This is a genomic window from Kitasatospora sp. NPDC032121 (assembly GCF_055580145.1).
Map to the genome: position 1 here is coordinate 237,581 of NZ_JBVILX010000011.1, position 26,081 is coordinate 263,661.

Sequence of the window (26,081 nt, forward strand, 5' to 3'; positions counted from 1 at the left end):
CTGCCGCCGACGGCCCGGCGGGCGGCCCGGGGCTCAGCTCGCCGGGGCCTGGTACTTCCCGGCGATCGCCCGCGCGGTGTCGGCGTCCGGACCGGGCTGCGGGACGAACACCGCCTCGCGGTAGTACCGCAGTTCGTCGATGCTCTCCCGGATGTCGGCGAGCGCCCGGTGGTTCCCGCCCTTCTGCGGGCTGTTGTAGTACGCCTTCGGGTACCAGCGGCGGGCCAGCTCCTTGATCGAGGAGACGTCCACGATCCGGTAGTGCAGGTGCTTCTCCAGGGCGGGCATGTCCCGGGCCAGGAAGCCGCGGTCGGTGGCCACCGAGTTGCCGCACAGCGGGGTCTTCCCGGCCTCCGGCACGTGCTCGCGCACGTAGGCGAGCACCAGCGCTTCGGCCTCGGCCAGGGTCACGCCCTGCTCCAGCTCCTCCAGCAGCCCGGACGCGGTGTGCATCTCGCGCACCACCTCGGGCATGTTCGCCAGCGCCTCCGCCGGCGGCCGGATGATGACGTCCACGCCCTCGCCGAGGATGTTCAGCTCGGAGTCCGTCACCAGCACCGCGACCTCGACCAGGGCGTCCTGGGCGAGGTCGAGGCCGGTCATTTCACAGTCGATCCATACCAAACGGTCATTCACACAACTCACCCTACGGCGCGATCACGCGCCGCGGGGACCGGTGGAGCCGAGCGGGGTGCCTCGGTCTGGTGCTCCTCCGGCCCGTCGTGCGCGCCGAGCCCGTCCGGGTGCTCGCCCTCCCGGCCGGGCCGGACGGCGTGGCCGTCCCGCCCGGTCCGAACCTCGCGCGCCGCCCGGGCGCCCTCGGCCGCGGGCCGGCCGACCTGACCGCGGACCTGCGGAGCCCGGGACTGGCGACCGCGGAGGTCACCCTGGCCGGCACCCGGCTGCCCGGTCGGGGCCGGCATCCGTCCGCCGGCCGCGCCGTGACCGCGCCCGGCCGCACCCGGCTCGTCCGAGGGCCGCTCGGCCGCGCTCCGGTGCCCCTGGCCCTGGCCGCGCACCCCCGGCTGCGGGAGGCCGTCCTCCGCCGCCGCGTGTTCGGCGGTGCGCGGCGGACGTCCCGTCCCCGACCCCGGTCCGGCCTGCGGCGGAACCACCGGCGGCCGCAGCGGACCGCGCCCGGCCGCACCCTGCTGCCCGGGGTGCGGCTGCTGCGCGGCCTGCTGGTGCGGGTACGGCTGACCGGCGCGGGCGTGGAAGGCCTGGCCGGTCGGCGTCCCGACCTGGCCCGGACCGAACCCGCCGGGCTGGCCGTGTCCTCCCTGCTGACCGTGTCCGACCTGCTGACCGTGTTGTCCGTGCTGACCGTGCGGCACCGGCTGCCCGTGCGGGCCGACCGTTGCCGGCACCCCCGGACCGGTCGGGAACGGCTGCGCCGACGGCACACCGTGCGCCCCGCCGAACAGCGGCCCGCCCGCCGGCGCGACCGCGCCCGCAGGGTGCGGCAGCGCTCCTGACAGCCGCAGGTCGCCGAGCGCACCGTTCGGCGCGGGCGGCTGCTGGCCGGGACGGCGGGCCCGGTAGCTGGTCCGGTACGCGGCCGGGGAGACCCCGAGCTGGCGGCGGAAGTGCCCGCGCAGCGCCACCGGCGAACGGAACCCGCAACGGCGCGCGACGTCGTCCACCGACAGTTCCGAGGTCTCCAGCAGCCGCTGGGCCTGGAGCACCCGCTGGGTGATCAGCCACTGCAGCGGCGCGCTGCCGGTGAGCGTGCGGAACCGCCGGTCGAAGGTGCGCCGGCTCATGTACGCGCGAGCCGCCAGCACCTCGACGTCGAACTGCTGGTTGAGGTTCTCCAGCGCCCAGGTGACCACCTCGGCCAGCGGGTCGTTGCCGATCTCCTCCGGTAAAGACTGATCGATGTACTGGGCCTGTCCTCCGCCGCCGCGGCGGCTCGGCACCACCAGGCGGCGGGCCAGCGCGTTGGCCGCCTCGGCGCCGTGGTCGCTGCGCACCACGTGCAGGCACAGGTCGATGCCGGCGGCGGTGCCGGCCGAGGTGAGCACGTCGCCGTCGTCGACGAACAGTTCGCGCGGGTCGACGTGGACCCGCGGGTAGCGCTTGGCCAGCGTCGGCGCGTACATCCAGTGGGTGGTCGCCGGGCGGCCGTCGAGCAGGCCGGCGGCGGCCAGGACGAAGGCGCCGGTGCAGAGCCCGATGATCCGGGCGCCCTCGTGGTGGGCCTTGCGCAGGGCGGTGATCGCCTCGACCGGCGGGGGCTGGGAGATCGAGCGCCAGGCCGGTACGACGATCGTGCCGGCCCGGGCGAGCGCCTCCAGGCCGTACGGCGCGGAGAGGGTCAGGCCGCCGGTGGTGGCCAGCGGGCCGTCCTCCCCGGCGCAGACCAGCAGGCGGTAGCGGGGCACCCCGGCGTCCTGGCGGTCCACGCCGAACACGGAGAGCGGGATGGAGCTCTCGAAGATCGGGGCCCCGCCGAAGATCAGCACCGCGACGGTCTCCCGGCGGCGCCGGCCGGACAGCTTGCGCGGGGCGGAGGACGTCACCGGGGTCGGGGAGCCGTTCGCTCCGGGCCCGCCGTGGCCCAGCGGACCGTGGCCGTGGCCCGTGCCGGAGCCGAGCGCGGGGCCGCCGAGCGGGCCGCCGCCCGGGCCGGGGGCGGCGACGGGGGAGCCGTTCGGGCCCGGGGCGCCGCCGTAGCCGGGGTGGCCGGAATGACCGGGGTGGGCGAGGTGTCCGCCGTAGCCCGGGTGGCCGGAATGACCGGGGTGGCCGGGATGGGTGGTGTGCCCGGGGTGCCCGGGGTGGCCGGAATGGCCCGGGTGCTCGCCGCCGTAGGGCTGACCGGGGTTGACGGGGCCTCGACTGACGGACTGTCCTCCGAAGGGCTGTCCGCCGAAGGTCGGGTGCCCGCCGTAGGCCGGCTGGCCTCCGTAGGGGGACTGGCCGCCGTAGGGCGTCGCCGTGCCGTGGTCGGAGGCGGCCGGGGGCGCACCGGGGCCGACGCCCGCGCCCGCCCCGGGGGAGGGCACCGCGGAGTACGAGGAGTGTGAGGCGGCGCCCGGGGTGCCGGAGGTGCGGGTGGTGGCGATCGCGGCGGTGCCGGTGCTTCTCGCGGACCGACCCGCGCCGCCGGCTGCCGCCTGGCCGCTGTCAGGACCCGCGTCGCTCCTGCTCACCCTGCTCAAGGCGCTCAAGCCCCCTCGGTGGTGTGGTGTGGGTGGTGCGGCACTGCTGGCCAAGATCGAAATCTATCGGGTGGACCATTGCCGTTGTGACAAGTTCACCATCCGACGCTATGTCGACATGGCAATTTGGCGTGATGCATTCGATCACGAAGCGTGGCACCCGTCGACCTTTCTGGGAAGAGGGCCGGGGCAACGGTGGCTGGTTGTCGCGGGGCGCTTCCTGGGGCGTCCGGCTCCGGTGCGCCCGGCCGGCAGGTCTGGACTGCGGATTTGCCCAAGCGGGAGGGATCGACGCGAAATTGACCGAAAATCGGCGGTGCACGAGGGGGCGCACGGGGGGAAGTCGTGCGCCTCCCAGGCTTCATCCGGCCAAGCCCGGCACGGCAGAACCGGGAACCGGACCGCCGCGTTACGGTCCTGCCGTGAACACCAGCAGCCGGCTCGAACGGGCCAACGACAATGCCGCCGCCTTCTGGCTCGCCCAAGCCCGCGTCCACGGCTGGCGGTCCCGCACCCGCCCGGGGCTGGCCGCCGTCCGGTGCGCCCGGACCCCCGACGACGCGCACCGCATCGTGGTGACCCGCCCCTACGAGGAACCGGCCGCCCTGGAGCAGGAGTTGTCGGACCTGATGGCCGAGTGGTCGACCATACGCTGCACCGTGGAGGACCCGTACGGCGGGCTCGACCTCTCCGGCCTCGGGGCCACGAGGATGCCGATCATGCCGGTGATGGTCCGGGACCCGGGGCCGGTCGAGGGCGCGACCACCGCTCGGCCTGCGGTCTCGGAGGCGCACGGGGGCGGCGTCCTGACGGTCGATGAGGCACGGGATGGCGACAGCTTCGCCATGGTCGAGCGAACGATAGTGGAAGGCTTCCCGCTGCCCGCCCGACAGCCCTGGGTCCGGGGCGAAGCTCTCCCGGAACGGCTGCTGGACGTGCCCGGCTGGCGGGGCTGGCTGGGCCGCGTCGACGGCGCGGTGGCGGGCACCTGCCTCACCTACGACGACGGCCGGGCCACCGGCGTGTACTGGGTCGCCACGCTGCCCGACCGACGCGGCCGGGGAGCGGCCCGCGCCGTTCTCCAGACCGCTCTGGCCCACGCGCACCCGGACCGTCCGGCCACCCTGGTCGCCACCTCGCTCGGCGAACCGCTCTACCGCAAGCTCGGCTTCGTCGAGGTGGCCCGTACCTGCTGGTGGACCCGTACGTCGGTGGGGGTGGCTGAGTAGCGGGGGCCAGTGGGGTAGCCGGGGCGGGCGGGGTAGCCGGGGCTGGCGGGGAGCTGAGGTCGGTGGGTAGTCGGGGCCGGTGGGGCGGGCGGACGGCTGACTGCCGGCGCGTGGTGGGTGGCGGCTGGCGGGTGGTGGCCGCGTGGGGTGGCGGCGGCACGGGGGCGGGGCGCAGCAGTCGCGCTGCAGTAGGGGTGCCCGGAGCCGGACCGCGATGGGTGGTAGGTGGTAGGCGGTAGGCGCCGTAGGGGTGTTGAGGGGGTGGGGCAGGGGCGCTACTGGCCGGCCGCCACGGCGGCAGGGGGAGCGGTCGTGGACGCGGCCGTGGACGCCACGACGGCCGGGGCGGTGGCCGGCGCGGCTGCGGCTGCGGGTGCGGCTGCGGGTGTCGGCGCTGTTGTGGGTGCGGGGCGGAGGCCGTCCGGGGCCGGACCGGGCCCGCCGCCTGCCCTCGTTCCGGAGTTCGCCCCGGAACCGGGGCCGGCCCCGGCGATCACGGCAAACCCGCCGGATCGGTTTCGGACACCGGGCCGGCCTGCGGAGACGGGTTCGCCGAGCGTTCCGGTTGTTGCGGGAACGGATGTGCTCGGGCCCTCCGGGGCGGTCAGCGGGGAACGTGCGCCGGACCGCGCGCCGACCGGCGCCGTCGCGCGTACCGGCACTCCCGCCGCGACCTTCCGGAGCCGCCGGTCGGAGTGGACGTCCGGCCGGGGCGAGGGCGAGTTCCGTGCGGCGAGGACCTGGCCGACGGCCTCCGGCAGGCCGGCCGCCTTCAGCGTCGGCCGGTAGCCGCTCTCCGCCCACGGACGACCGTGGTGCAGCCAGACGCTGCGCAGCCCGGTCAGTTCGGCGCCGGCGATGTCGGCGGGCGCGTGGTCCCCGATCATCCAGGTGTGCTCGGCCCAGTCCCCGGTGGGGGCGATGCCGCACCGCTGGGCGGCCATCTCGAAGATCAGCGGGTCCGGTTTGACGCAGTCGGCCTCCTCCGAGATGACCCAGCCGTCGACCAGCGGGCCCAGCCCGGTCCGTCGGATCTTCTCCAACTGCGGCCGGGTGCCGCCGTTGCTGACGATCCCGAGCGTCCACCCGGCCGCCCGGGCGGCCCGCAGCGCCTCGATGTGCCGGGGCGGGCAGTGGATGTGGGAGTTGATGCCGCGTCGATAGTGGGCAATCAGGAAGTCGGCGGTGACGTCCAGCCCGTAGCGGCGCCGAACCGCCGACAGTACGGTGCTGCGCGGAACGTAACCGCCCCCGTCGAGGGTGACGAACCAGTCGAGGTCGCCCGGGGGGAGGCCGTGTTCGGACAGGAAGTCCTCTGCCCAGGCCCGGTAGGCGGCGTCCCGGGGCAGCAGGGTGTTGTCGAGGTCGAACAGGAGCAGGGGCATGCCAAGCATGGTGCCAGCGGCCGTGCCTATGCACGTGGCAAATGCCAGTCGGCGTCCCGAAGCCGTACGGAGTGGCTGAAACGGCCTCCGTGCCTCCGTGGCGGGCGGCGGCGCACGCGGCGGTTGGGCCTGTTGGGGCAGGTCGGACGTCACGGTTCGCGACCGGTGGCAACGGATCGTCGCCGATCCATGACAGTCCGGTCACGGTGTCCTGTGGGGCTGTTGCGCCGTCCGGTCCGGTCCGTCAAGCTCCTGGGAACCTCCTTTCCGGAGGGGGCGCGATCGCCCGTGGACGGGGCGCACCGCCAGGGCGGGCGCATCCCTCTTTCGCGGGAACAACGTCGCTCGGTGGCTTCCTCGCTGGGCGGGGCCCCAGGCCCGTCGTACTCTGAAAGGAACAGGTCACATACGGTGCTGCGTGGCGCAGACCGACGTCATCCCGTGGGCGGGCCTGCTGCCCGGGCAGCGTTGTTCTCCTCTCCTGTCGGCCCCTCTCCATCGAAGAGCCGTGAGCCATGGCTGGTTTTGAGCCTCCCCGACCGGTTGAACCGGACACGTCCCGCAGTGCGGGCCCGGAAGGCGGTCCTGCCTCCGATCGCTCCGATCGTTCCGACGGGCGGGCGGGGGTTCCTGCCGGCCGGCGCAGTGACGACCACCGTGAACACCAGCGCGAGCACCGCGGTGAACGCCTCGGCGGCGACCGCGGCGACTGCGGTGATGGCAGCGAGCGCAGCGACCACACCGACGGCGCCGACAGCGAAGCCGACGGACGAGCCGAGGCCCGCGCCGAGGCTCCGGAGGGCGCTTCGGGCGTACGGACGGCACGCGAGCGGCCCGACGCCGCCGAAGGCGCCGAGGCGGCCGGAACGGCCCGTGTGGCCCGGTCGGCCGACGCGGCACAGTCGACGGAGCCAGGAGAGCCAGGCCACGGCCCCGGGCACGACGGCCGCGACGGCACTTCGGGCTTCGCTCGCGCTCTGCGCGGCCTCGCCCGTCGGGGCAGCCTGGCCCGGCGCGACCGCCCAGGGCCCCGCCAGCGGCGTGGCGAGCCCCCGGCCGACCCCGCGGGGGCTCCGGTGACGGGCGGCCGCATGGGTCCGGGCGCCGAGCGCCCGGAAGCGGCCTCCGGCGCGGCCGGCCCGCTGGGCGGGCATGCCGAGCCGACCGGGCAGGACGCCCCGGCGCCGTCTCTCGACCCGGTGTTCCAGCACGGCGTGGTGGTCGGCTTCGACGGCTCGCTGTCGAGCGAGCGCGCCCTCGCCTACGCTTGCGGCATGGCGCGCCGCTCGCAGTGCGGCCTGGTGATCGTGCACGTCGCCAACCGCCTGCCCGCCACGGTCTGGGCAGGCTGTGAGCCGCCCGTCTTCGTCGACCTCCCCGACCACCGGACGGAGGTCCTGGGTCTGGAGCTCGCCTGCGCGGACTTCCTCACCGGCGTGCCGTGGATCCTGGTCGAGCGCGGAGGGGACATCTGCCACGAGATCGAGGAGGTCGGCCGCGAGTACGCTGCCGACGCGATCGTCGTCGGCACGACGCACGGCCTGCTCGGCAAGATCTTCGGCTCGGTCTCCGGGCGGCTGGCGCGGCGGGCCAACCGCCCGGTGATCGTGATCCCCTGAGGCCTTGTGCCTGTGGCTTCTCCCGAAGCCTCCGTGAGGTCTCCTCCTGATGCCTCCTCCGCCGTGCTGCTCCCCAACTCTCGTCGGGGAGCAGCACGTTGACTGGTGGGCCGGCCCGGTGGGCGTGACGTGGCGCGGCTCAGGAGGCGACCATCAGGACGTGGTCGTCACGAACCGATGCCGAGCTCCCGGGCGATGAGCATGCGCTGGACTTCGGACGTGCCCTCCCCGATCTCCAGGATCTTGCAGTCGCGCCAGAACCGGGCGACCGGGAATTCGTTCATGAAGCCGTACCCGCCGTGGATCTGGGTCGCCTCGCGGGCGTTGTCGACGGCGGCCTCGGACGAGTACAGCTTCGCGATCGCGGCCTCCTTCTTGAACGGTTCGCCGTGCAGCAGCCGGGAAGCGGCGTCCCGCCAGGCCAGGCGGGAGGTGTGGGCGCGCAGCTCCATGTCGGCAAGCTTGAACTGGATGGCCTGGTTGGCGCCGATCGGCCGGCCGAAGGCCCGGCGCTCGCCGGCGTACTTCACGGACTCGTCGACGCAGCCCTGGGCCAGGCCGGTGGCCAGGGCCGCGATCGCGATGCGGCCCTCGTCGAGGATCCGCAGGAACTGGGCGTAGCCTCGGCCACGCTCGCCCAGCAGGTTGGCCGCGGGAACGCGGCAGTCGGTAAAGGACAGTTCGCGGGTGTCGGATGCGTTCCACCCGACCTTCGAGTACTTCTTCGAGACCTGGAAGCCGGGGGTCCCGGTGGGCACGATGATGGAGGAGATCTCCCGTACAGGCGAGCGGAATTCGCCCTCTTCACTCGAACGAGCGATCGGTTCGGTGAGCGCGGTGACGGTGACGAGGCCGGTGATGTCGGTGCCGGAGTTGGTGATGAAGCACTTGGTCCCGTTGATGACCCACTCGTCGGTGGCCTCGTCGTACCGCGCCGTGGTCCGGGTGGCCCCCGCGTCCGAACCGCCCTCCGGCTCGGTGAGGCCGAAGGCGCCGAGGAGTTCGCCCGAGGTCAGCCGGGGCAGCCACTCGCGCTTCTGCTCCTCGGTGCCGAACCGGTAGATCGGCATCGCGCCGAGCGAGACGGCGGCCTCCAGGGTGATCGCCACCGAGGAGTCGACGCGGGCGAGTTCCTCCAGGGCGAGGCCGAGGGCGAAGTAGTCGCCGCCCATGCCGCCGTACTCCTCCGGGAAGGGCAGGCCGAAGAGCCCCATCCGCCCCATCTCGCGGACGATCTCGTACGGGAACTCCTCCCGCTCGTAGAACCCGCCGATCTTCGGCGCCACCACGTCCTGGGCGAACTCCGCGACGGTGCGCCGCAGTTCCTCGTACTCGCTGCTGAGCCTGTGGTCGAGCATGGTGATCCTCCTGGCGCCCGGCCGGGTCGGCCGCGGACGTGAGCGGGATGACCGGCGTCCGTCGGACGGTATGACGGACGCACGGTGTGACTGAGGGATTGGTGTCGAGCGGTGCGGGGTGGTGCGCGGCGCCGGCCGGACGGTGCGGGCGGCCGGCCGGCCGGCGCCGGGGAGGGAGCGGGCGGGTCAGCCCCCGGAGGAGCCGAGCAGCGCCTGGACGGTGCGGGACGGGCTCGGGCGGCCGAGGCGCTCCGCCATCCAGCCGCTGGTCGCGACGAGGGAGCGCAGGTCGACGCCGGTCCGGACGCCGAGCCCGTGCAGCATCCAGACCAGGTCCTCGGTGGCCAGGTTGCCGGTGGCGCTCTTCGCGTACGGGCAGCCGCCCAGGCCGCCCGCCGAGGCGTCCACCGTGGTGACGCCCTCGCGCAGCGCCGCCAGGGTGTTGCTGAGCGCCTGGCCGTAGGTGTCGTGGAAGTGCACGGCGAGCCGCTCGACCGGGACGCCGGCCCGCGCGAAACCCGCCAGCACGGCGGTGACCTGGCCCGGGGTGGCCACCCCGATGGTGTCGCCGAGGCTCAGCTCCGCGCAGCCCAGTTCCAGCAGCTGCACGCCGTACCGGACCACCTGCTCGACCGGGACGGGGCCCTCCCACGGGTCGCCGAAGCACATCGAGAGGTAGCCGCGGACCGCGACCCCGGCCTCGGTGGCCCGGGCCACGACCGGGCGGAACATCTCCATGGCCTCGTCCGCCGAGCGGTTGAGGTTGCGGCGGGCGAAGGTCTCGGTGGCGCTGGCGAACACCGCGACGTCGGTGGTGTGGTGGGCGAGCGCACGGTCCAGACCGCGTTCGTTGGGCACCAGCACCGGCAGCCGCAGGCCGGGGTGACGCTCCGGCAGGCCGGCGAGCCGGGGGACCAGCTCCTCGGCGTCGGCCAGCTGCGGTACCCATTTCGGGTGAACGAAGCTGGTGGCCTCGACGGTTCGCAGACCGGCGGCCGCGAGCCGGGCGATGAACTCGGCCTTGATCTCGACCGGCACCAGGGACTTCTCGTTCTGCAGGCCGTCGCGCGGCCCGACCTCGTGGATCCGGACCTCCTCGGGCAGGCCGGGGGCACGGACCGGGTCGGGCAGGCCCAGGTCGAGGGCGTCGGGCTCGCGGGCGGGGACGGAGGCCGTCACGACCGGACCTCCGCGGGCTCGGCGGGTGCGGCGGGTACGGCGGTCGGCACGGTGGGGCCGTCCTCGCCGGCCACGTCCTCGACCGGGGTGACCACGACCAGCAGGTCCTCCATCGCGACGGTGGCGCCGGCGGAAGCCCGCAGTTCGGCCACCACGCCGTCGTGCGGCGCGGCGATCACGTGTTCCATCTTCATGGCCTCCAGCACGAGCAGGGGCTGTCCCTTGCGGACCGTCTCGCCCGCCGTGGTCTTGACGACGGTGACGGTGCCGGGCATCGGGGCGGTCAGGGCGCCGTGGTGCGCGCCGGCCCCGGCGGCGCTCTCGACGACCGGGTCGTAGGCGTGCAGCGGCCAGGCGTCGCCCTCGACGCCGAGCCAGGTCACCGGTCCGGCGGCGAGGCCGGGGGTGGTGTCGGTGGCCAGCGAGAACGTGGTCCTGAGGCCGTCGACGGTCAGGTGCAGCCGGTCGCCGGCCAGGGCCGCGCGGGCGCGGTGCGCGGGGCCCTCGTCGAGCCGGAGCTCCAGGTCGCGGGCGGGCCCACCGGAATTGTCAGTGGCATCGGCTACGTTGCCCGCAGTGATCGAACGGATGCGCACCGACACCGGATCCTGGCCGGGGGTACGGAGTCGGTGGGTGGTCCAGGCGGGGGTGCCGCCCAGGCGCCAGCCGGAGGGAAGGGAGAACGGGTCGGTCCAGCCGTCGGGATCGACGGGCGGAGTGAGTTCCAGGTGCCGTGCCAGCGCGGCCGCGTAGTAGAGGAGGTGAGCGGGCGACGGCGGTTCGTCCGCCGCGGGCGCGTCAGAGGTGGTCGCGTTCGCGGGGGAGTACGGCGCGGTGAGCAGGGCCGGCTGCTCCTGGGCCGTCCGCTCCACCAGGCCGGTGTCCAGCCGACCGGCGGCGACCTCGGGGTGTGCGAGCAGTCGGCGCAGGAAGCCGGTGTTGGTGGTGACGCCCAGGATGCGGGTGTCGGCCAGTGCCGCGCGGAGCCGGCGCAGCGCGGTCGGGCGGTCGGGCCCGTACGCGATGACCTTGGCGAGCATGGGGTCGTAGGCGCTGGTGACGACGGTTCCGGGGGCCACTCCGGAGTCGACGCGGATGCCCTCGCCCCGGGGCTCGTCCAGGGTGAGGATGCGGCCGCCGGTGGGCAGGAAGTCCCGTTCCGGGTCCTCGGCGCAGATGCGGGCCTCGATGGCGTGGCCCAGGAAGGAGATGTCGGACTGGGTGAAGGTGAGTGCTTCGCCGGCGGCGACGCGCACCTGCCACTCGACCAGGTCGAGCCGGTCGGCGTCCGCGCCGACCGCGACGGCGAGCTCGGTGACGGGGTGTTCCACCTGGAGACGGGTGTTCATCTCCATGAAGAAGAAGTCCCGCACCCCCTCGGCGGCGGAGGCGGGGGCGTCCGGGTCGATGCCGGGGACGATGAACTCCACGGTGCCGGCGCCGGTGTAGCCGCAGGACTCCGCGGCGCGGACGGCCGCGGCGCCCATCGCGGCACGGGTCTCGGCATTGAGGAGAACGGAGGGAGCCTCTTCGATCAGCTTCTGGTGGCGGCGCTGGAGGCTGCACTCGCGCTCGCCGAGGTGGACGGTGGTGCCGTGGGCGTCGGCGAGCACCTGCACCTCGATGTGGCGCGGCCGGTCGACCCAGCGCTCCAGCAGCAGGGTGTCGTCGCCGAACGCGGTGCGGGCGACCCGGCGGGCCGCGGCGATCTCGGTGGGCAGGTCGGCGCTGTCCCGCACGAGGCGCATGCCCTTGCCGCCACCGCCGGCGGACGGCTTGAGCAGCACCGGGTAGCCGATCTCGTCGGCGGCGGCGACGAGTTCCTCGTCGGTGGGCGCGGTGGCCTGGCTGCCGGGGACCACCGGCACGCCGGCGGCCCGGACGGCCTCCTTGGCGTTGATCTTGTCGCCCATCAACTCGACCGCACCGGGAGGTGGTCCGATGAAGACGAGGCCCGCGTCGGCGCAGGCGCGGGCGAAGCCGGGGTTCTCGGCGAGGAAGCCGTAGCCGGGGTGGACGGCCTGGGCGCCGGTGCGGCGGGCGGCGGCGAGGATCTGGTCGGTCCGCAGGTAGGTCTCGGTCGCCGAGCTGTCGCTGCGGTCGGCCGGGCCGAGCCGGACCGCGACGTCGGCCTCGCGGACGTGCGGCGCGTCGGCGTCCGCGTCGCTGAACACGGCGACCGAGCGGACACCGAGCCGCCGCAGGGTGCGGATCACCCGGAGGGCGATCTCGCCGCGGTTGGCGACCAGAACTGTGTCGAACATGGGAGGCGTTCCTCCGGGTCGAGGGGAGCCGTATGAAGGAGGTGGCGGTGGGCGATCGGGGCGCCGGCCCGGGTGGGCCGGCGCCGCGGGGAGTCACACCCGGAAGGGAGGGGTCACGGACGCAGGGGTGACACGAGGACGGATCACATGCGGAAGACGCCGTAGGGAGCGGGCGGCGCCAGCGGGGCGTTGGCACAGGCGGTGAGCGCGAGTCCGACGACGGTGCGGGTGTCCATCGGGTCGATCACACCGTCGTCCCAGAGCCGGGCGGTGGCGTAGTAGGCGTTGCCCTGGCGCTCGTACTGCTCGCGGACGGGGCGCTTGAACTCCTCCTCCGCCTCGGTCGGCCACTGCTCGCCGTGCGCCTCCAGCTGGTCGCGGCGGACGGTGGCGAGGACGGAGGCCGCCTGCTCGCCGCCCATCACGGAGATCTTGGCGCCCGGCCACATCCACAGGAAGCGAGGCGAGTAGGCCCGGCCGCACATCGAGTAGTTGCCGGCTCCGTACGAGCCGCCGATCACCACGGTCAGCTTCGGGACACGGGTGCAGGCGACGGCGTTGACCATCTTGGCGCCGTGCTTGGCGATGCCACCCGCCTCGTACTGCCGGCCGACCATGAACCCGGTGATGTTCTGGAGGAAGAGGAGGGGGATGCCGCGCTGGTCGCACAACTCGATGAAGTGGGCGCCCTTGAGGGCCGACTCGGAGAACAGCACGCCGTTGTTGGCGACGATGCCGACCGGGTGGCCGTGGATCCGGGCGAAGCCGGTGACCAGGGTCGAGCCGTACTCGGCCTTGAACTCGGCGAACCGGCTGCCGTCCACCAGGCGGGCGATCACCTCGCGCACGTCGTAGGGCGTGCGCGGGTCGACCGGCACGGCCCCGTACAGGCCCGCCGGGTCGACGGCCGGCGGCTCGACCGGGGCCAGCGGCCACGGTTTGGCCTCGCGCGGGCCGAGCCCGGCGACGATCGTGCGGACGATGGAGAGGGCATGGGCGTCGTCCTCGGCCAGGTGGTCCGTCACGCCCGAGGTGCGGGAGTGCAGCTCGCCACCGCCCAGTTCCTCGGCGGTGACCACCTCGCCGGTGGCGGCCTTCACCAGCGGCGGGCCGCCCAGGAAGATCGTGCCCTGGTTGCGGACGATCACGGCCTGGTCGCTCATCGCCGGGACGTACGCGCCGCCGGCCGTGCACGAGCCGAGCACGGCGGCGATCTGCGGGATGCCCGCGGCGGAGAGCCTGGCCTGGTTGTAGAAGATCCGGCCGAAGTGGTCGCGGTCCGGGAAGACCTCGTCCTGCATCGGGAGGAAGGCGCCGCCGGAGTCCACCAGGTAGACGCAGGGCAGCCGGTTCTCCAGCGCGACCTCCTGGGCGCGCAGGTGCTTCTTCACCGTCATCGGGTAGTAGGTGCCGCCCTTGACGGTGGCGTCGTTGGCGACCACCACCACCTCGCGCCCGGCCACCCGGCCGATGCCGGCGATCACGCCGGCCGCGGGCGCCGCACCGTCGTACATCCCGTCGGCGGCCAGCGGGGCCAGCTCCAGGAAGGGGGAGGCCGGGTCGAGCAGGGTGTCCACCCGGTCGCGGGGCAGCAGCTTGCCGCGGGCGGTGTGCCGGGCGCGGGCCTTGGCACCGCCGCCCAGGGCGGCCGCGTCGAGCTTCGCGCGCAGCTCGGCGACCAGGGCCCGGTGCGCCTCGGTGTTGGCGCGGTAGGCCTCGGAACCCGGGTCGGCGGAGCTGCCGAGCCGGGGCGCCGGTGCGGCGGCTGCGGACGGCGCGGCACCGGGTGCCGCCGCCGTGCCGGTCGCTGCGCTGAGCCGGACGCCGGCGGTTGTGCCGGCGGTTGAGATGACCATTCCCAAGAGCTCCCTTGCCCTCGGCACCAGGTGGGCAGCCGGGTGCGGTCCGCCCGTGATCCACGTTAATTAACGTTAACTTACGCAGCCAGGTTAACGGCCGATAACCCGACTGTCTACGATGGGCGGTATGCCGAACGTCCCCGCCGCCTCCGCGCTCAGCCGCCGTGACCAGATCCGCCGGGAGGCCGCGAGGCTGTTCGCCGCGCGGGGCTTCCTCGGCGTGGGCGTGGACGAGATCGGCAAGGCGGTCGGAATCAGCGGCCCCGGGCTCTACCGCCACTTCGCCGGCAAGGACGCGATGCTCGCGGACCTGCTGATCGGCATCAGTGAGCGCCTGCTGGACGAGGGGCGCAGGCGGGCCGGCGGCGGCGAAGGCCCGGCTGCCACGCTGGACGCGCTGATCGGCGGCCACGTCGACTTCGCCCTGGACGACCGCGACCTGATCACCCTCCACGACCGCGAGCTGCTGAACCTCAAGGAGGAGGACCGGCGCACCGTCCGCCGGCTCCAGCGCGGCTACGTCGAGCTGTGGGTGGAGGTGGTCCGGCAGGCCTACCCGCCGCTGGCCGACCCTGCCGCCGAGCCGGTGGCGCGGGCCGCCGTGCACGCCGTCTTCGGCCTGATCAACTCGACCCCGCACAGCCTCGGCTCGAGCCCCGACCACGGCGAGCGCACCGCCCTCCAGCGCGACGGCATGGCGGCCCTGCTCCACACCCTCGCCCACGGCGCGTTCGCGGCGGCGGCGGAGTCGGCCGCCGCCACCGCCGACAGGTCGGCCGCCGCCGCGACAGCCACGGCGACCACGGCGACCACGGCCGCCGCGGGGCCCGCGGGAGCCTGAGCCCCGCGCCCCAGGGAACGCCCCCGCCCGGGTCGCCCCCCCTGCCCGGCTGCTCCTCGCCCGGGGCGTCCCCTGTCCGGCTGCGCCTCGCCCGGTCGCGCCAAGGCCTCCGCGCCCTTCGGGGGGCGGCCAGGTGGGGGACGGCCGGGCGGTGAAGGGTTTGGCGGAGAATGGTCGGGGAGTAAAGGTTTCGCCGGTGAAGGCCTCGACGGCTGCCCGTCCCGAGGCCTAGTCCCAAAGGACGGCGTCCACCCACCCCTGGCCGCTGGGCGTCGCGCAGGCCGTCGGCGATGCTGGAGGCGGCCGGGAGAGAGCGGGCCGGGCGGGTGTTCGATCGGGAATCACCGCAGGCCGCGGGCTGTTGGCCAGTCCGCCGGACCGGACGATCCGGGCTGCCCCGGCCCGCCCCGAACCCACCCGGGCCGGAAACGTCATGGCGGCCACCCGACGAAATGGTTAGCATCTCTAAATATGCCTGAGACTCACGGATCCACGGCGGAGCAATCCCCGAGCGGCCCCCCAGCCCCCGGCTCGACCCAGGCGGTCCCCGTCGACGGCCCGCAGGCCGGCGCCGGGAACACCGGGCCCACTGAGAACCCCGAGCGCACCGAAAAGACCGAGCGCACCGAAAAGACCGAGCGCACCGAAAAGACCGAGCCCGCCGGGAGCACCGGGCCCGCCGAGGGCGCCGAGCCGGCCGGCTGGCTGCGCCGTCTGGTCGGCTACAGCTGGCGCTCCCGCCGCAGCCTGCTGCTCGCCTTCGGCGCCTCGCTCCTCGGCATGGCCGTCACCGCGCTGGTGCCGCTGGTCACCAAGCTGATCATCGACGACGTCATAGTCGCCCACACCAGATCGCTGGCCCCGTGGGCGGTGGTGCTGCTGCTCGCCGCCCTCGTGGTCTTCGGCTGCACCCAGGTCCGCCGCTACTACGGCGGCCAGCTCGCGGTCGACGTCCAGCACGACCTGCGCAGTGACCTGTTCCGCTCGCTCGGCCGGCTCGACGGCCACCGCCAGGACCGGTTGGACACCGGCCAGGTGGTCGGGCGCGCGACCTCGGACCTCCAACTGGTCAACGGCCTGCTCTCGATGTTGCCGATGATGACCGGCTATCTGCTGATGTTCGTCATGTCGCTGGCCGTGATGCTCTGGCTGTCCCCGCCGCTCACCCTGATCGCCCTGGTCATGGGCCCGGCGCTGTGGTGGGTCTCGGTGCTCAGCCGCAAGCGCCTCTTCCCCTCCACCTGGGCCGCCCAGCAGGAGGCGGCCGCCGTCGCCGGCGTGGTGGACGGTGCGATCGGCGGCGTCCGCGTGGTCAAGGGCTTCGGCCAGGAGGCACAGGAGCTCGACAAGCTGGAGGCGGCCTCCCGCAACCTCTTCGCGGCCCGGCTCCGTTCGATCCGGTTGAACGCCCGCTACAACCCGGCGATGCAGGCGATCCCGGCGCTCGCCCAGGTCGGCGTCCTGGCCTTCGGCGGCTGGCTGGCCGTGGACGGGAGCGTCACGCTCGGCACCTTCGTCGCCTTCTCCACCTACGTCGCCCAGATGACCGGTCCGGTGCGGATGCTGACCATGGTCATCACCGTCGGCCAGCAGGCCCGGGCCGGCGTCGAGCGCGTCCTGCAGCTGATCGACGAGCGCCCGCTGGTCCAGGAGCGCCCGGACGCCCGCACCCTGGACCTCGCGCACGGCGAGATCCCGCACGGCGCCGCTGCCGGAACCACCTCCGGAACGGCCGCCGGAACCACCTCCGGCACCTCCACCGTCGGTGCGCGGACCCCCGACGTCGCCCTGGAGTTCGACCAGGTCGAGTTCCGCTACGACCCCGAGCACCCCTCCCCCGTCCTGCACGGCCTCAGCCTGAAGCTGGCCCCCGGCGAGACCCTCGCGCTGGTCGGCGCCTCCGGTTCCGGCAAGTCGACGGTGGCCCAGCTGGTGCCCCGTTTCTACGACCCGGCCGCCGGCACCGTTCGCCTGTACGGCCACGACCTGCGCGACCTCACCCTGGACTCGGTCCGCGCGACGGTCGGCATCGTCCCCGAGGAGAGCTTTCTCTTCTCCGAGTCGGTCCGCACCAACATCGCCTACGGCCGCCCGGACGCCACGGACGAGCAGGTGGTCGCCGCCGCCCGCGCCGCCCAGGCCGACGAGTTCGTCCGCGCGCTGCCGGACGGCTACGACACCAGGGTCGGCGAGCAGGGGCTGACCCTCTCCGGCGGCCAGCGCCAGCGCATCGCACTGGCCCGGGCGATCCTCACCGACCCCCGGATCCTGCTGCTGGACGACGCCACTTCCGCAGTGGACCCGCAGATCGAGGCGGAGATCCACGACGCGCTGCGCTCGGTGATGACCGGCCGCACCACGCTGCTGATCGCCCACCGCCGTTCGAGCCTCCAGCTCGCGGACCGGATCGCCGTGCTGGAACGCGGCCGGCTGCTGGACCTCGGAACGCATGAGGAGCTCGAGGCCCGATGTCCCCAGTACCGGGCCCTGATCACCGACCCCGAGGCCGGTCGCGACACCCGGCGGTCCACGCCCGACTCCACTCCTGAGTCCACCCCCGAGTCCACCCTCGATCAGGCACCCGACGAAGTCCCGGGGCAGCCGGCCACCGGCGGCGCCACCACCGGCGACACCCCAGTGCTCCCCACCCCGGCCCTGGCCAAGGCCGCCCGCACCGCCGACCCCGACCTGCTGGAGAAGGTCGCCGCCCTGCCGCCCGCCTCTGACACCCCGGCCGTCCCCCGCGCCGAGGCCGAGGCCGGGGATCCCGACTTCACCCTGCGCCGCCTGCTGCGTCCCTTCCGTGTCCCGCTGCTCATCGCCCTGCTGCTGGTCGCCCTGGACGCGGCGGCCGGACTGGTGCTGCCGGTGCTGATCCGGCACGGCATCGACGAGGGCGTCCGCAAGGGCCTGATGTCCGGCGTCGCGGTGGCCGCGCTCGCCGCGCTCGTCGTGGTCCTCCTGGACTGGGTGGTGCAGGGTGCCGAGAACCGGGTCAGCGGCCGCACCGGTGAGCGCGTCCTCTACACGCTCCGGCTCAAGATCTTCGCCCACCTCAACCGGCTGGGCCTGGACTACTACGAGCGCGAGCTGACCGGCCGGATCATGACCCGGATGACCACCGACCTGGACTCGCTGACCTCCTTCCTCCAGACCGGCATGGTCACCGCCGTGGTCAGCCTGCTGACCTTCGCCGGGATCTTCGCCGCCCTGCTGATCATCGATGCCGGCCTGGCCCTGGTGGTCTTCGCCGTCCTGCCGCTGCTGGTGATCGCCACCCTGGTGTTCCGCAAGAAGTCCAAGGACCAGTACGAGCGCTCCCGCGACCTGATCAGCACGGTCAACGCCGACCTCCAGGAGAACGTGGCCGGGATGCGGATCGTCCAGGCCTTCCGCCGTCTGGACACCAACACCGACCGCTTCGTGGCCCGCGGCATCGCCTACCGCGAGGCCCGGGTCCGGGCCCAGCTCTACATCTCGCTGTACTTCCCGTTCGTCCAGTTCCTCTCCAGCGTGGCCGCCGCGCTGGTGCTGATCGTCGGCGCGGCCCGGGTCGACGCGGGGACCCTGACGGTCGGTGCGCTGGTCGCGTACCTGCTCTACATCGACCTGTTCTTCGCGCCGGTCAACCAGCTGTCCCAGGTGTTCGACGGGTACCAGCAGGCCTCGGTGGGCCTCGGCCGGATCCGCGAGCTGCTGCGCACCCCGACCACCACCGCCGAGGCGGCCGACCCGGTCCAGGTGGCCGAGGGCCTGCGCGGTGAGATCTCCTTCGAGGGCGTCGGTTTCGCCTACAACGGCGGCGCGGACGGCGCCCCGACCGTGCTGAGCGGAGTGGACCTGCACATCCCGGCCGGGCAGACGGTGGCGCTGGTCGGCGAGACCGGCGCCGGCAAGTCGACGCTGGTGAAGCTGGTCGCCCGGTTCTACGACGCGACGGAGGGCACCGTCCGGGTGGACGGGGTCGACCTCACCCGCTACGACCTGGCGCAGTACCGGCACCGCCTGGGCGTGGTGCCGCAGGAGGCGTACCTGTTCGCGGGCACGGTCCGCGAGGCGATCGCCTACGGTCGGCCGGACGCCTCGGCGGCCGAGGTGGAGGCGGCGGCCCGGGCGGTCGGCGCCCACGACATGATCGTCCGACTCTCGGGCGGCTACGACCACGAGGTGGCCGGTCGCGGGCGGAACCTCTCGGCGGGCCAGCGCCAGCTGATCGCGCTGGCCAGGGCCGAGCTGGTCGACCCGGACATCCTGCTGCTCGACGAGGCCACCGCGGCGCTCGACCTGGCCACCGAGGCGGCGGTCAACCAGGCCGCCGACCGGCTCAGTGGCGGCCGGACCACCCTGGTCATCGCCCACCGTCTGACCACCGCCGAGCGCGCGGACCGGGTGGTCGTGCTGGACCACGGCCGGGTGGTCGAGGACGGCACGCACACCGAACTGCTCGCCCGGGGCGGAACCTACTCCCGGCTCTGGCAGGCGTTCATCGCCGACGGCCACCCGGCGGTCGAGACCGTCGCCGCCATCTAGGGCCGCTGCGCCCCGGGACCGCTGCGGCCCGGGGCCGTTCCGCACCCAGGGCCGCCCCGCACCGGGGCCGCGCCCTACCCGCACGTCGTCTGACGGGCCTTCACGCGAGGTCCGTCAGGCGGCGATCAGCGAGGCCAGCAGCCCCGAGGCATCGATCCCGCGCGGCAGTTCGCTCACCTGCCCGTCCCCGACCTCGACCACGCGCCAGCCGGAGCCGTCCGCCCGGCTGGCGAGGTCGGTGGTGACGAAGCGGCAGCCGAGTCTGCGGACCAGCGCCGGGACGTCGGTGAGATCGGGCTCGACGGCCCGGCGCGGGGCGTCCGGGTGCGGCCCGACCAGGACGGGCCGGCCGTCCAGCCACCACACCCGGGCCTCCACGGCGCGCCCGCCGCTTTCCGGCGCGCCGCGGTCCGCGTGCTCCGGCCCGGTGGGGCCGACGGTGTCGGCCCCACCGGCCACCCCGCGCCTCGCGGCCGCGTCACTCGTACCGGCCGGTCCCTCCGCCGGTACGCCCGCGCCCTCGAACTCCTCGTACCGTCGCAGCACCACGCCGCCCGCCAGGAACTCGCCCTGCAGCTCGACGAACCGCTCCACCACCCGGCCGACCGCCGTCAGGTCGGCCAGTTCCGGTACGTAGCAGGCCTCGAGCCACTCGTGCTTGCGCGACTTCACGTAGTCCTTGACGATCGCCGGTCCGTGCCCGCCGAGCCGGGCCGCGGCCTCCGCCAGCTCCGCCGGCCCGGGCGGCACCGCCCCGTCGGACGGGATCCACGCACTGGCCGGCGTCGCACCCTCGAACACGTCGTACCAGCCGGGCAGTTCGTGGGCGGCCGCGTACCCGGGCGCGCTGGTCAGCAGGTTGCCGCCGCGGGCGGTGAGCGCGGCGGCGAAGTCGGCGTACCGGGCGGAGGGCAGCATCCAACCCCGGTACCAGAGCGGTCCGCTGTCCCGCGGCACCCGCCGGACGGCCTCGTCGGCCCGTCCGGCGAGCAGCCTGTCGTGGTCGACCAGGTGGTGCTCGCCGCCCAACTCCCGCAGCATCCTGGCCTCCCAGGCGAAGTGCGGGTCGGGTCGGCGCGGGTTGAGCGGATCGGCGGGGAAGATGATCGCGGGTTCGGGCATGGCCGTCAGGGTACGGCCGGCGGGCTGATCCCGCGCCCGCCACGACGGACCGGCCGGCCCGAGCACTCCGACCGGAGTGTCGAATCCCCTCGACGCCCCGGTCGGCCGCTGCGAGAGTGACCCGATGCGAAATCTGCTGCGATCCCGCAGACGCAGGCCGAGGCAGGCCGCCCGCACCGTGGTCCTGGACGGGAACGGCTCGGTCTTCCTGCTCCGTTCGGACAACGACGAGGTCGGCGTGCACTGGACCATGCCGGGCGGCGGACTGGAGCCGGGCGAGACGCCGTGGGAGGGCGCCCGGCGCGAGCTGTGGGAGGAGACGGGCTGGAGCGATCTCGAACCCGGCCCGCTGCTCTGCACCTGGGAGCACGACTTCACCTGGCACGGCACCCCGGTCCGCCAGCACGAGCACATCTACCTCACCGGCGGACCGCACCGCGGCCCGGTCGGCGACGTCAGCGAGGTGCACGCCGTCGACCGGATCCTGGACTGGCGCTGGTGGACCCCGGCGGACCTCGCCGACGAGAACGCCGACGCGCTCTGGCCGCCCGCGCTGCCGGAACTGCTGGACGCTGTCCGTACGGGCTGGGTCGTGGACGGGCGGCCGCCGGTGCCCGTCGACCTCGGGTACGTCCCGAACGCTCCGGCCACCCGTCAGGCCCGCTAGACCGCTGAACCGCCGGCCTGCTGAACCGCCAGCCCGCTGAACCGCCGGCCCGCCGGCCCGCTGAACCGCTGGGCCCACCGGTCCGCCGGCCGCGGCGTCGAACGGCTCCCGGCGGAGCGGCTACGCGCGCCTGCCGCGTCGGGTCCGCCCGGCCGGGCCGGCCGGAGCGGGCTCCCACCCGTGCAGTTCCAGCTCCCGGTCGTGCAGCGCGGCGGGGTTCATCAGCACCGTCAGCCGGGCGCCGACCAGTTGCTCGGAGCCGAGCCCGGTCGCGGACAGCAACTGCTCGGTCGGCACCGAGACGGCGATGGCGGGCCGCCAGGAGGGCAGCACCACCAGACAGGTGCCGCGGCCGACCCGGATCGGCCGTGCCGCCACCCGCACCGGCGCGCGCTCCTCCGGTCGGCCGAGGGCCTCGGCCGGTCCGGGGCTGCCGCCGATCAGGATGCCGAGCGGAGGGTCGCTCCACGAGGTCCCGGCGGCAGGGCCGGCGGCGGTGACGGCATCGACTGCAGCGAAGCCGAGGGCGTCCTGGTCGGCCCCGAACGACGGCCCCTGCGCCGCGAGTTCCCGCGCACCGGCACGTTCGCCCGCTTGGCCGGCGGCGTCCGGCAGGCCCGCCCCGGTCGGGCCGGACGCGGCCGTCTCCCGTGCGGTCGCCCCCTGCCCGTTCTGGGCGGCCTGCGGATGCATCCGGCGCAGTCGCCGTGAGGGAGAGGGCCGTCGGTAGCCCAGGATCCGCGGCTCTTCGCGCACCGGGCGCGGCGCCGCTCCGGAGCGGCCGACCTCCGACGGTGCGGCGGCGGGCAGATACCGGACGAACCCGCCCTCGGGCCCGCCCCGGTCCGGCCCGTCGAGGGTGTCGGGTGCCGTGGCAGCGATGCCCGCGGAGGCGTCGCGCCCGGCCGGGCCGCGCCCGGCCTGAGCGTTCCCGGCCTGAGTGCCGGCGTTGCCCTGCGGGTCGCCCTGCGGGTCGGCGTCCGCGCCGACGTCCGCACCGAGCAGGGCCCAGATCTCGGCGACCGGTCGGCGGCACGCGTCCGCCAGCTCGGCGGCGGAACGGCCCCGGGCGTGCGCGGCCCGCAGCCGGTCGGCGAACGCCGCCCGCAGCCGTGCCGTGGTCGGGTCGCCGCCGGTCGGACCGTCGTGGTCCTCCGGGCCGACCGCGCGCGGGACGGGCGGCGCCTCGACGTCGTTCCGGCTGCGCGGCCGCGGCACCGTGTCGTGGCGCACCGTGTCCTGCCGAGCCGTGCCGCCCTGGCGCGGCGTACCCACCGCACCCACCGCACCCGCCGGGACGCCGGCCGCGGCCGCACCGGGCTCGGCGGCGGTCGCGATCGAGCACATCGGAACGGCCATGGCGGGCCGGCCGGTCTCGGCGGGTGGAGGCGAGGACCCGGCGCTGTCCCCGGGCGGGCCGGGCAGGGACGGGTCGGTTGCGGTGGTGCGGAGCGAGGTCATCGGCTGGCCCTTCGGGGAACGGTTCCGACGATCCTCCCGCACGGCGCGATCAGCTCCAAGCGTCGAACCCGATGGTGTGCGCCATACCACCGTGGGATGGTCGCGGGGCCGCCCAGGGATCGTCCAAGACAGCGCAGGGCGAACACTGTTGCCACGCGACCGGCGTGGCGTCCCGTGCTGTTCGCCGCCCCCGACCCCGCCCCACCGGGTGTGATCAACTTCCGGGCGCGACAAAGCCCTTGAGGTCGGCGAGCACCGCGTTGGCCGCCATGACTCCGAGCCCGAGGAACCAGGTCTCGTCCGAAACCGGCCGGGCCTGACCGGACTTGACCGCACCGAGCGTCTTCCAGAGCGCACCGCCCAGCACCGCGTCCTGATTGGTCGAGCTGGGGCTGCCGTACACGCCGTAGAAGATCCAGTCGGCGTCGGCCTTGTCGATCTGTTCCGGGCTGACCTCCACCGCGAGCTCCTGGACCCGCTCGATCTCGGGCTGCGGCAGCGGCACGTCGGTGAGGATGGTGCCGATGAACGAGAGCTCGGCGTAGAGCCGGGTCCGGCCCGGCATGAAGCGCAGCGGGGTGATGGTGGGTCGCTTGTCGCCGAGCTTCGCGCCGATCGCGGCGGCGGCCGCCTGGTACGCGTCGAGCTGGGCCTTGGCCTCGGTCTCCAGGCCGAACGCGCTCGCGTTGAGCAGGAAGTTCTGCTTCCAGGGGTAGCCGGGGCGCAGCGAGAAGACGGTCGGCGCGATCTTGGACAGCTGCGCGTACTGGTCCTGGGCGCGCAGCTGGCTGCCGAGGATCAGGTCCGGCTTGAGCGCGGCGATGGCCTCCAGGTTGAGGCTGTTGATGGTGCCGACGGCAGCGGGGCTGCCGGCCTTGTCCCTGAGGTAGGACGGCAGGGACTTCGACCCGTCGGTGTGGACGACGCCGACCGGCTGGATGCCGAGGGCGACGACGTTGTCGAGCTCGCCGGTGTCCAGCACCACGACCCGGGTGGGCCTGGCCGGGATGACGGTCTCGCCCATCGCGTGCCTGAGGGTGCGCGGGTAGACGCCGGGGGCGGCGTCGGTGCCGAAGCCCTTCATCTTCTCGATCACGGTGGCGTAGTCGTCACCGCCCTGCTTGACCGACTTCTGGTTCGGGGAGGAGCCGCCGCCGGCCGGGGTCGAGCCGCCGCTGCCTCCCGACCCGCCCGATCCACCGGATCCGCCCGAGCTGCCGCAGGCGGTGAGCAGCCCACCGAGGCCGAGGACCGCTCCGCCGGCGAATGTCGCGGTGAGGAACCTGCGGCGGCCGGCGGTGCGGGGGGCGGTGCGGGCGACGAGGGCCAGGTCGTCGGGGGTGGGGGACACGCGGCGCTCCATTCACGATCGAAATTAGGTTAGGCAAACCTATCCGACTCGGGGTGACGGGGTCGCGGGCCGCTCGTACCAGGGGGGCAAACCATGCCGAACCTTGGCAAAAGGAAGAAAATTCCTTGGGTCAACTCCTTTGAAACAAAGGTACATGGGTTAGCAAGCCGTAAATACATCAGCTCCAACGGCCCGTGCGGGAACGAATCGAAGTGAGTGGTTTAGATCACCAAGGGTTGGTCTACTCAACCTTCCACGCCCGCATCTAGGGTGCGCTGGTGTTTGATCAGCAGCTCTCAGAGCACACGAGCAGCGGCCGGGCAATGGCGCCCGGCGCTCCGCAGGGTGCCCCGGTCAGTGGCATCAGTGGTGGAGTCCCCGCGGGTCAGGGGACGGCTGGGGGAGCGGGGGACAAGGGTCTACGGGGTGGTTCCGTCGGCCTGCTGAGCAGCGTGGTGCTGGGCGTCTCGACGGTCGCCCCGGTCTACTGCCTGACCGCCACGCTCGGACCGACCGTCACCGCGGTCGGCGTCCAGATGCCCGCGGTGTTCCTCGCGGGCTTCCTGCCGATGCTGCTCGTCGCGTTCGCGTACAAGGAGCTGAACAAGGACTTCCCGGACTGCGGAACGTCCTTCACCTGGGGCGTGCGGGCCTTCGGCCCCCGGGTCGGCTGGATGGCCGGCTGGGGTCTGACGGTGGCGACCATCATCGTGCTCTCCAACCTGGCCGGGGTCGCGACCGACTTCCTGTACCTGATGCTCGGGGAGATGACCGGCAGCAGCTGGGTCACCGAGCTCGACCAGAACAAGGCCGTCCACCTGCTCACCGTGGTCCTGCTGATCGCCGGCGCCACCGCGATGAGCTACCGGGGGATGACCGCCACCAAGTGGTTCCAGTACAGCCTGGTCGGCCTCCAGCTGGCCGTGCTGCTGCTCTTCTCCGCCATCGCCATCGGCAAGGCCGCCTCCGGCGACCTGCCCGACTCGATCGGCTTCTCCTTCTCCTGGCTCAACCCGCTCGAGGTCAGCTCGTTCAGCGCGTTCACCGCCGGACTGTCGCTGTCGATCTTCATGTACTGGGGCTGGGACACCTGCCTGACCATGAACGAGGAGACCCAGGGCAGCGCCAAGACCCCGGGCCGCGCCGCGATGATCTCCATGGTCACCCTGGTCGGCTCGTACCTGCTGGTCGCGATCGCCTCCCAGATGTTCGCGGGCGTCGGCAGCACCGGCAACGGCCTCGGCAACCCGGCCACCGCCGACAACGTGTTCGCCGCGCTGGCCCGTCCTGTGCTCGGCTCGCCGTGGAGCATCCTGCTCTTCCTGGCAGTCGTCGCCAGCGCCGCCGCCAGCCTGCAGACCACCTTCATCCCGGTGGCCCGCACCCTGCTCGCGATGAGCGCCTACCGCGCCGTGCCACCGCGCTTCGGCGCCGTCCACCCGCGCTTCCGCACCCCGGGCTACGCCACCGTCGCGGCGGGCATCGCCACCGCGGTCTTCTACGTGGGCATGAGCCTGATCAGCGAGAACGTCGTCCAGGACACCATCCTGGCGCTCGGTCTGATGATCTGCTTCTACTACGCGCTGACCGCCTTCGCCTGCGTCTGGTACTTCCGCCGCTCGCTGCGCACCGGCGTCCGCGACCTGCTGCTCAAGGGCGCCGCCCCGCTCCTCGGCGGAGTGCTGCTCACCGCGGTCTTCCTGCAGACCCTCACCGATGCCTGGGACCCGGACTACGGCAGCGGTTCGGTCTTCGGCATCGGCTCGGTCTTCGTGATCGGCGTCGGCATCCTGCTGCTCGGCGCCGGCCTGATGACCTGGTACGGCTTCATCCGGCCGGAGTTCTTCCGCGGCGAGACGCTGACCAAGGACACCCAGGCACTGGTCGTGGAGGACTGACACCAGTACTGTTGAGCGCATGAAGCGTTTCACGGGCCTGTGCTGGTGGCCGTCCTCGGACGGCCCCCCCACCCTCCCGAGCAAGGCCGTCCGGGATGGACGGCCCCGCTGCGTTTTTCTCGCCCCTCGCTCCCCCCAGAAAAGGCCCCCCGCA

General features: G+C 73.8%; 15 protein-coding genes and 1 pseudogene. 6 read left to right on the forward strand and 10 right to left on the reverse strand.

Annotation, left to right across the window (positions count from 1 at the left end):
• Positions 1-33: 33 nt before the first annotated feature.
• Together orn and ACZ5OX_RS26120 are read right to left on the reverse strand one after the other, a co-directional pair.
• Positions 34-636, reverse strand: a complete 603-nt coding sequence (gene orn, locus ACZ5OX_RS26115; RefSeq protein WP_449789584.1) for an oligoribonuclease — start codon at positions 634-636, stop codon at positions 34-36.
• 880 nt (positions 637-1,516) lie between these two features.
• Positions 1,517-2,522, reverse strand: a pseudogene (locus ACZ5OX_RS26120) (helix-turn-helix domain-containing protein); the annotation flags it as partial.
• 1,064 nt (positions 2,523-3,586) lie between these two features.
• Here ACZ5OX_RS26120 and ACZ5OX_RS26125 point away from each other — a divergent pair.
• Positions 3,587-4,393, forward strand: a complete 807-nt coding sequence (locus tag ACZ5OX_RS26125; RefSeq protein WP_465633406.1) for a GNAT family N-acetyltransferase — start codon at positions 3,587-3,589, stop codon at positions 4,391-4,393.
• Positions 4,394-4,668: 275 nt separating this feature from the next.
• On the opposite strand, the gene ACZ5OX_RS26130 is transcribed toward ACZ5OX_RS26125, so the two are convergent.
• A complete protein-coding gene (locus ACZ5OX_RS26130; RefSeq protein WP_465633407.1) occupies positions 4,669-5,778 on the reverse strand; it encodes an HAD family hydrolase in 1,110 nt (369 codons plus the stop codon).
• A gap of 1,142 nt (positions 5,779-6,920) precedes the next feature.
• Between ACZ5OX_RS26130 and ACZ5OX_RS26135 the strand changes: the two genes are divergently transcribed.
• Positions 6,921-7,397, forward strand: coding sequence for a universal stress protein (locus tag ACZ5OX_RS26135; protein ID WP_465633456.1), 477 nt, complete (start codon positions 6,921-6,923; stop codon positions 7,395-7,397).
• 167 nt (positions 7,398-7,564) lie between these two features.
• Here the strand turns inward: ACZ5OX_RS26135 and ACZ5OX_RS26140 are convergent, their stop codons facing one another.
• From ACZ5OX_RS26140 to ACZ5OX_RS26155, 4 genes are all read right to left on the reverse strand, one after another.
• On the reverse strand, positions 7,565-8,755 hold the full coding sequence (locus ACZ5OX_RS26140; RefSeq protein WP_392881310.1) for an acyl-CoA dehydrogenase family protein: 1,191 nt from the start codon (positions 8,753-8,755) through the stop codon (positions 7,565-7,567).
• 186 nt (positions 8,756-8,941) lie between these two features.
• Positions 8,942-9,934 carry a hydroxymethylglutaryl-CoA lyase gene (locus tag ACZ5OX_RS26145; protein WP_465633410.1) on the reverse strand — a complete coding sequence of 331 codons (993 nt, stop codon included), beginning with the start codon at positions 9,932-9,934 and terminating at the stop codon, positions 8,942-8,944.
• Positions 9,931-12,198: an acetyl/propionyl/methylcrotonyl-CoA carboxylase subunit alpha gene (locus tag ACZ5OX_RS26150; protein WP_465633412.1), complete on the reverse strand. Its 2,268-nt coding sequence runs from the start codon at positions 12,196-12,198 to the stop codon at positions 9,931-9,933. Before ACZ5OX_RS26150 ends, ACZ5OX_RS26145 begins: the two co-directional genes overlap by 4 nt.
• Before the next feature lie 143 nt (positions 12,199-12,341).
• Positions 12,342-14,054, reverse strand: a complete 1,713-nt coding sequence (locus ACZ5OX_RS26155) for a carboxyl transferase domain-containing protein (protein ID WP_465633414.1) — start codon at positions 14,052-14,054, stop codon at positions 12,342-12,344.
• 130 nt (positions 14,055-14,184) lie between these two features.
• Between ACZ5OX_RS26155 and ACZ5OX_RS26160 the strand changes: the two genes are divergently transcribed.
• Together ACZ5OX_RS26160 and ACZ5OX_RS26165 are read left to right on the forward strand one after the other, a co-directional pair.
• The gene (locus tag ACZ5OX_RS26160; RefSeq protein ID WP_465633416.1) at positions 14,185-14,898 is read left to right on the forward strand and encodes an SACE_7040 family transcriptional regulator; all 714 of its coding nucleotides are present in this window, start codon (positions 14,185-14,187) and stop codon (positions 14,896-14,898) included.
• 471 nt (positions 14,899-15,369) lie between these two features.
• Complete coding sequence (locus tag ACZ5OX_RS26165) at positions 15,370-19,428, forward strand: ABC transporter ATP-binding protein (protein WP_465633418.1); 4,059 nt, start codon at positions 15,370-15,372, stop codon at positions 19,426-19,428.
• 114 nt (positions 19,429-19,542) lie between these two features.
• On the opposite strand, the gene ACZ5OX_RS26170 is transcribed toward ACZ5OX_RS26165, so the two are convergent.
• Positions 19,543-20,550 carry an ATP-grasp domain-containing protein gene (locus ACZ5OX_RS26170; RefSeq protein WP_465633420.1) on the reverse strand — a complete coding sequence of 336 codons (1,008 nt, stop codon included), beginning with the start codon at positions 20,548-20,550 and terminating at the stop codon, positions 19,543-19,545.
• A 124-nt stretch (positions 20,551-20,674) separates the two neighbouring features.
• Here ACZ5OX_RS26170 and ACZ5OX_RS26175 point away from each other — a divergent pair, with 124 nt between their 5' ends.
• Complete coding sequence (locus ACZ5OX_RS26175; protein ID WP_465633422.1) at positions 20,675-21,217, forward strand: NUDIX hydrolase; 543 nt, start codon at positions 20,675-20,677, stop codon at positions 21,215-21,217.
• Between the two features lie 120 nt (positions 21,218-21,337).
• Here ACZ5OX_RS26175 and ACZ5OX_RS26180 read toward each other — a convergent pair whose 3' ends face one another.
• Complete coding sequence (locus ACZ5OX_RS26180) at positions 21,338-22,678, reverse strand: serine/threonine-protein kinase (protein WP_465633424.1); 1,341 nt, start codon at positions 22,676-22,678, stop codon at positions 21,338-21,340.
• 214 nt (positions 22,679-22,892) lie between these two features.
• On the reverse strand, positions 22,893-24,029 hold the full coding sequence (locus ACZ5OX_RS26185; protein WP_465633426.1) for an ABC transporter substrate-binding protein: 1,137 nt from the start codon (positions 24,027-24,029) through the stop codon (positions 22,893-22,895).
• Between the two features lie 323 nt (positions 24,030-24,352).
• Between ACZ5OX_RS26185 and ACZ5OX_RS26190 the strand changes: the two genes are divergently transcribed.
• A complete protein-coding gene (locus ACZ5OX_RS26190; protein ID WP_449789730.1) occupies positions 24,353-25,927 on the forward strand; it encodes an APC family permease in 1,575 nt (524 codons plus the stop codon).
• Positions 25,928-26,081 lie beyond the last annotated feature (154 nt).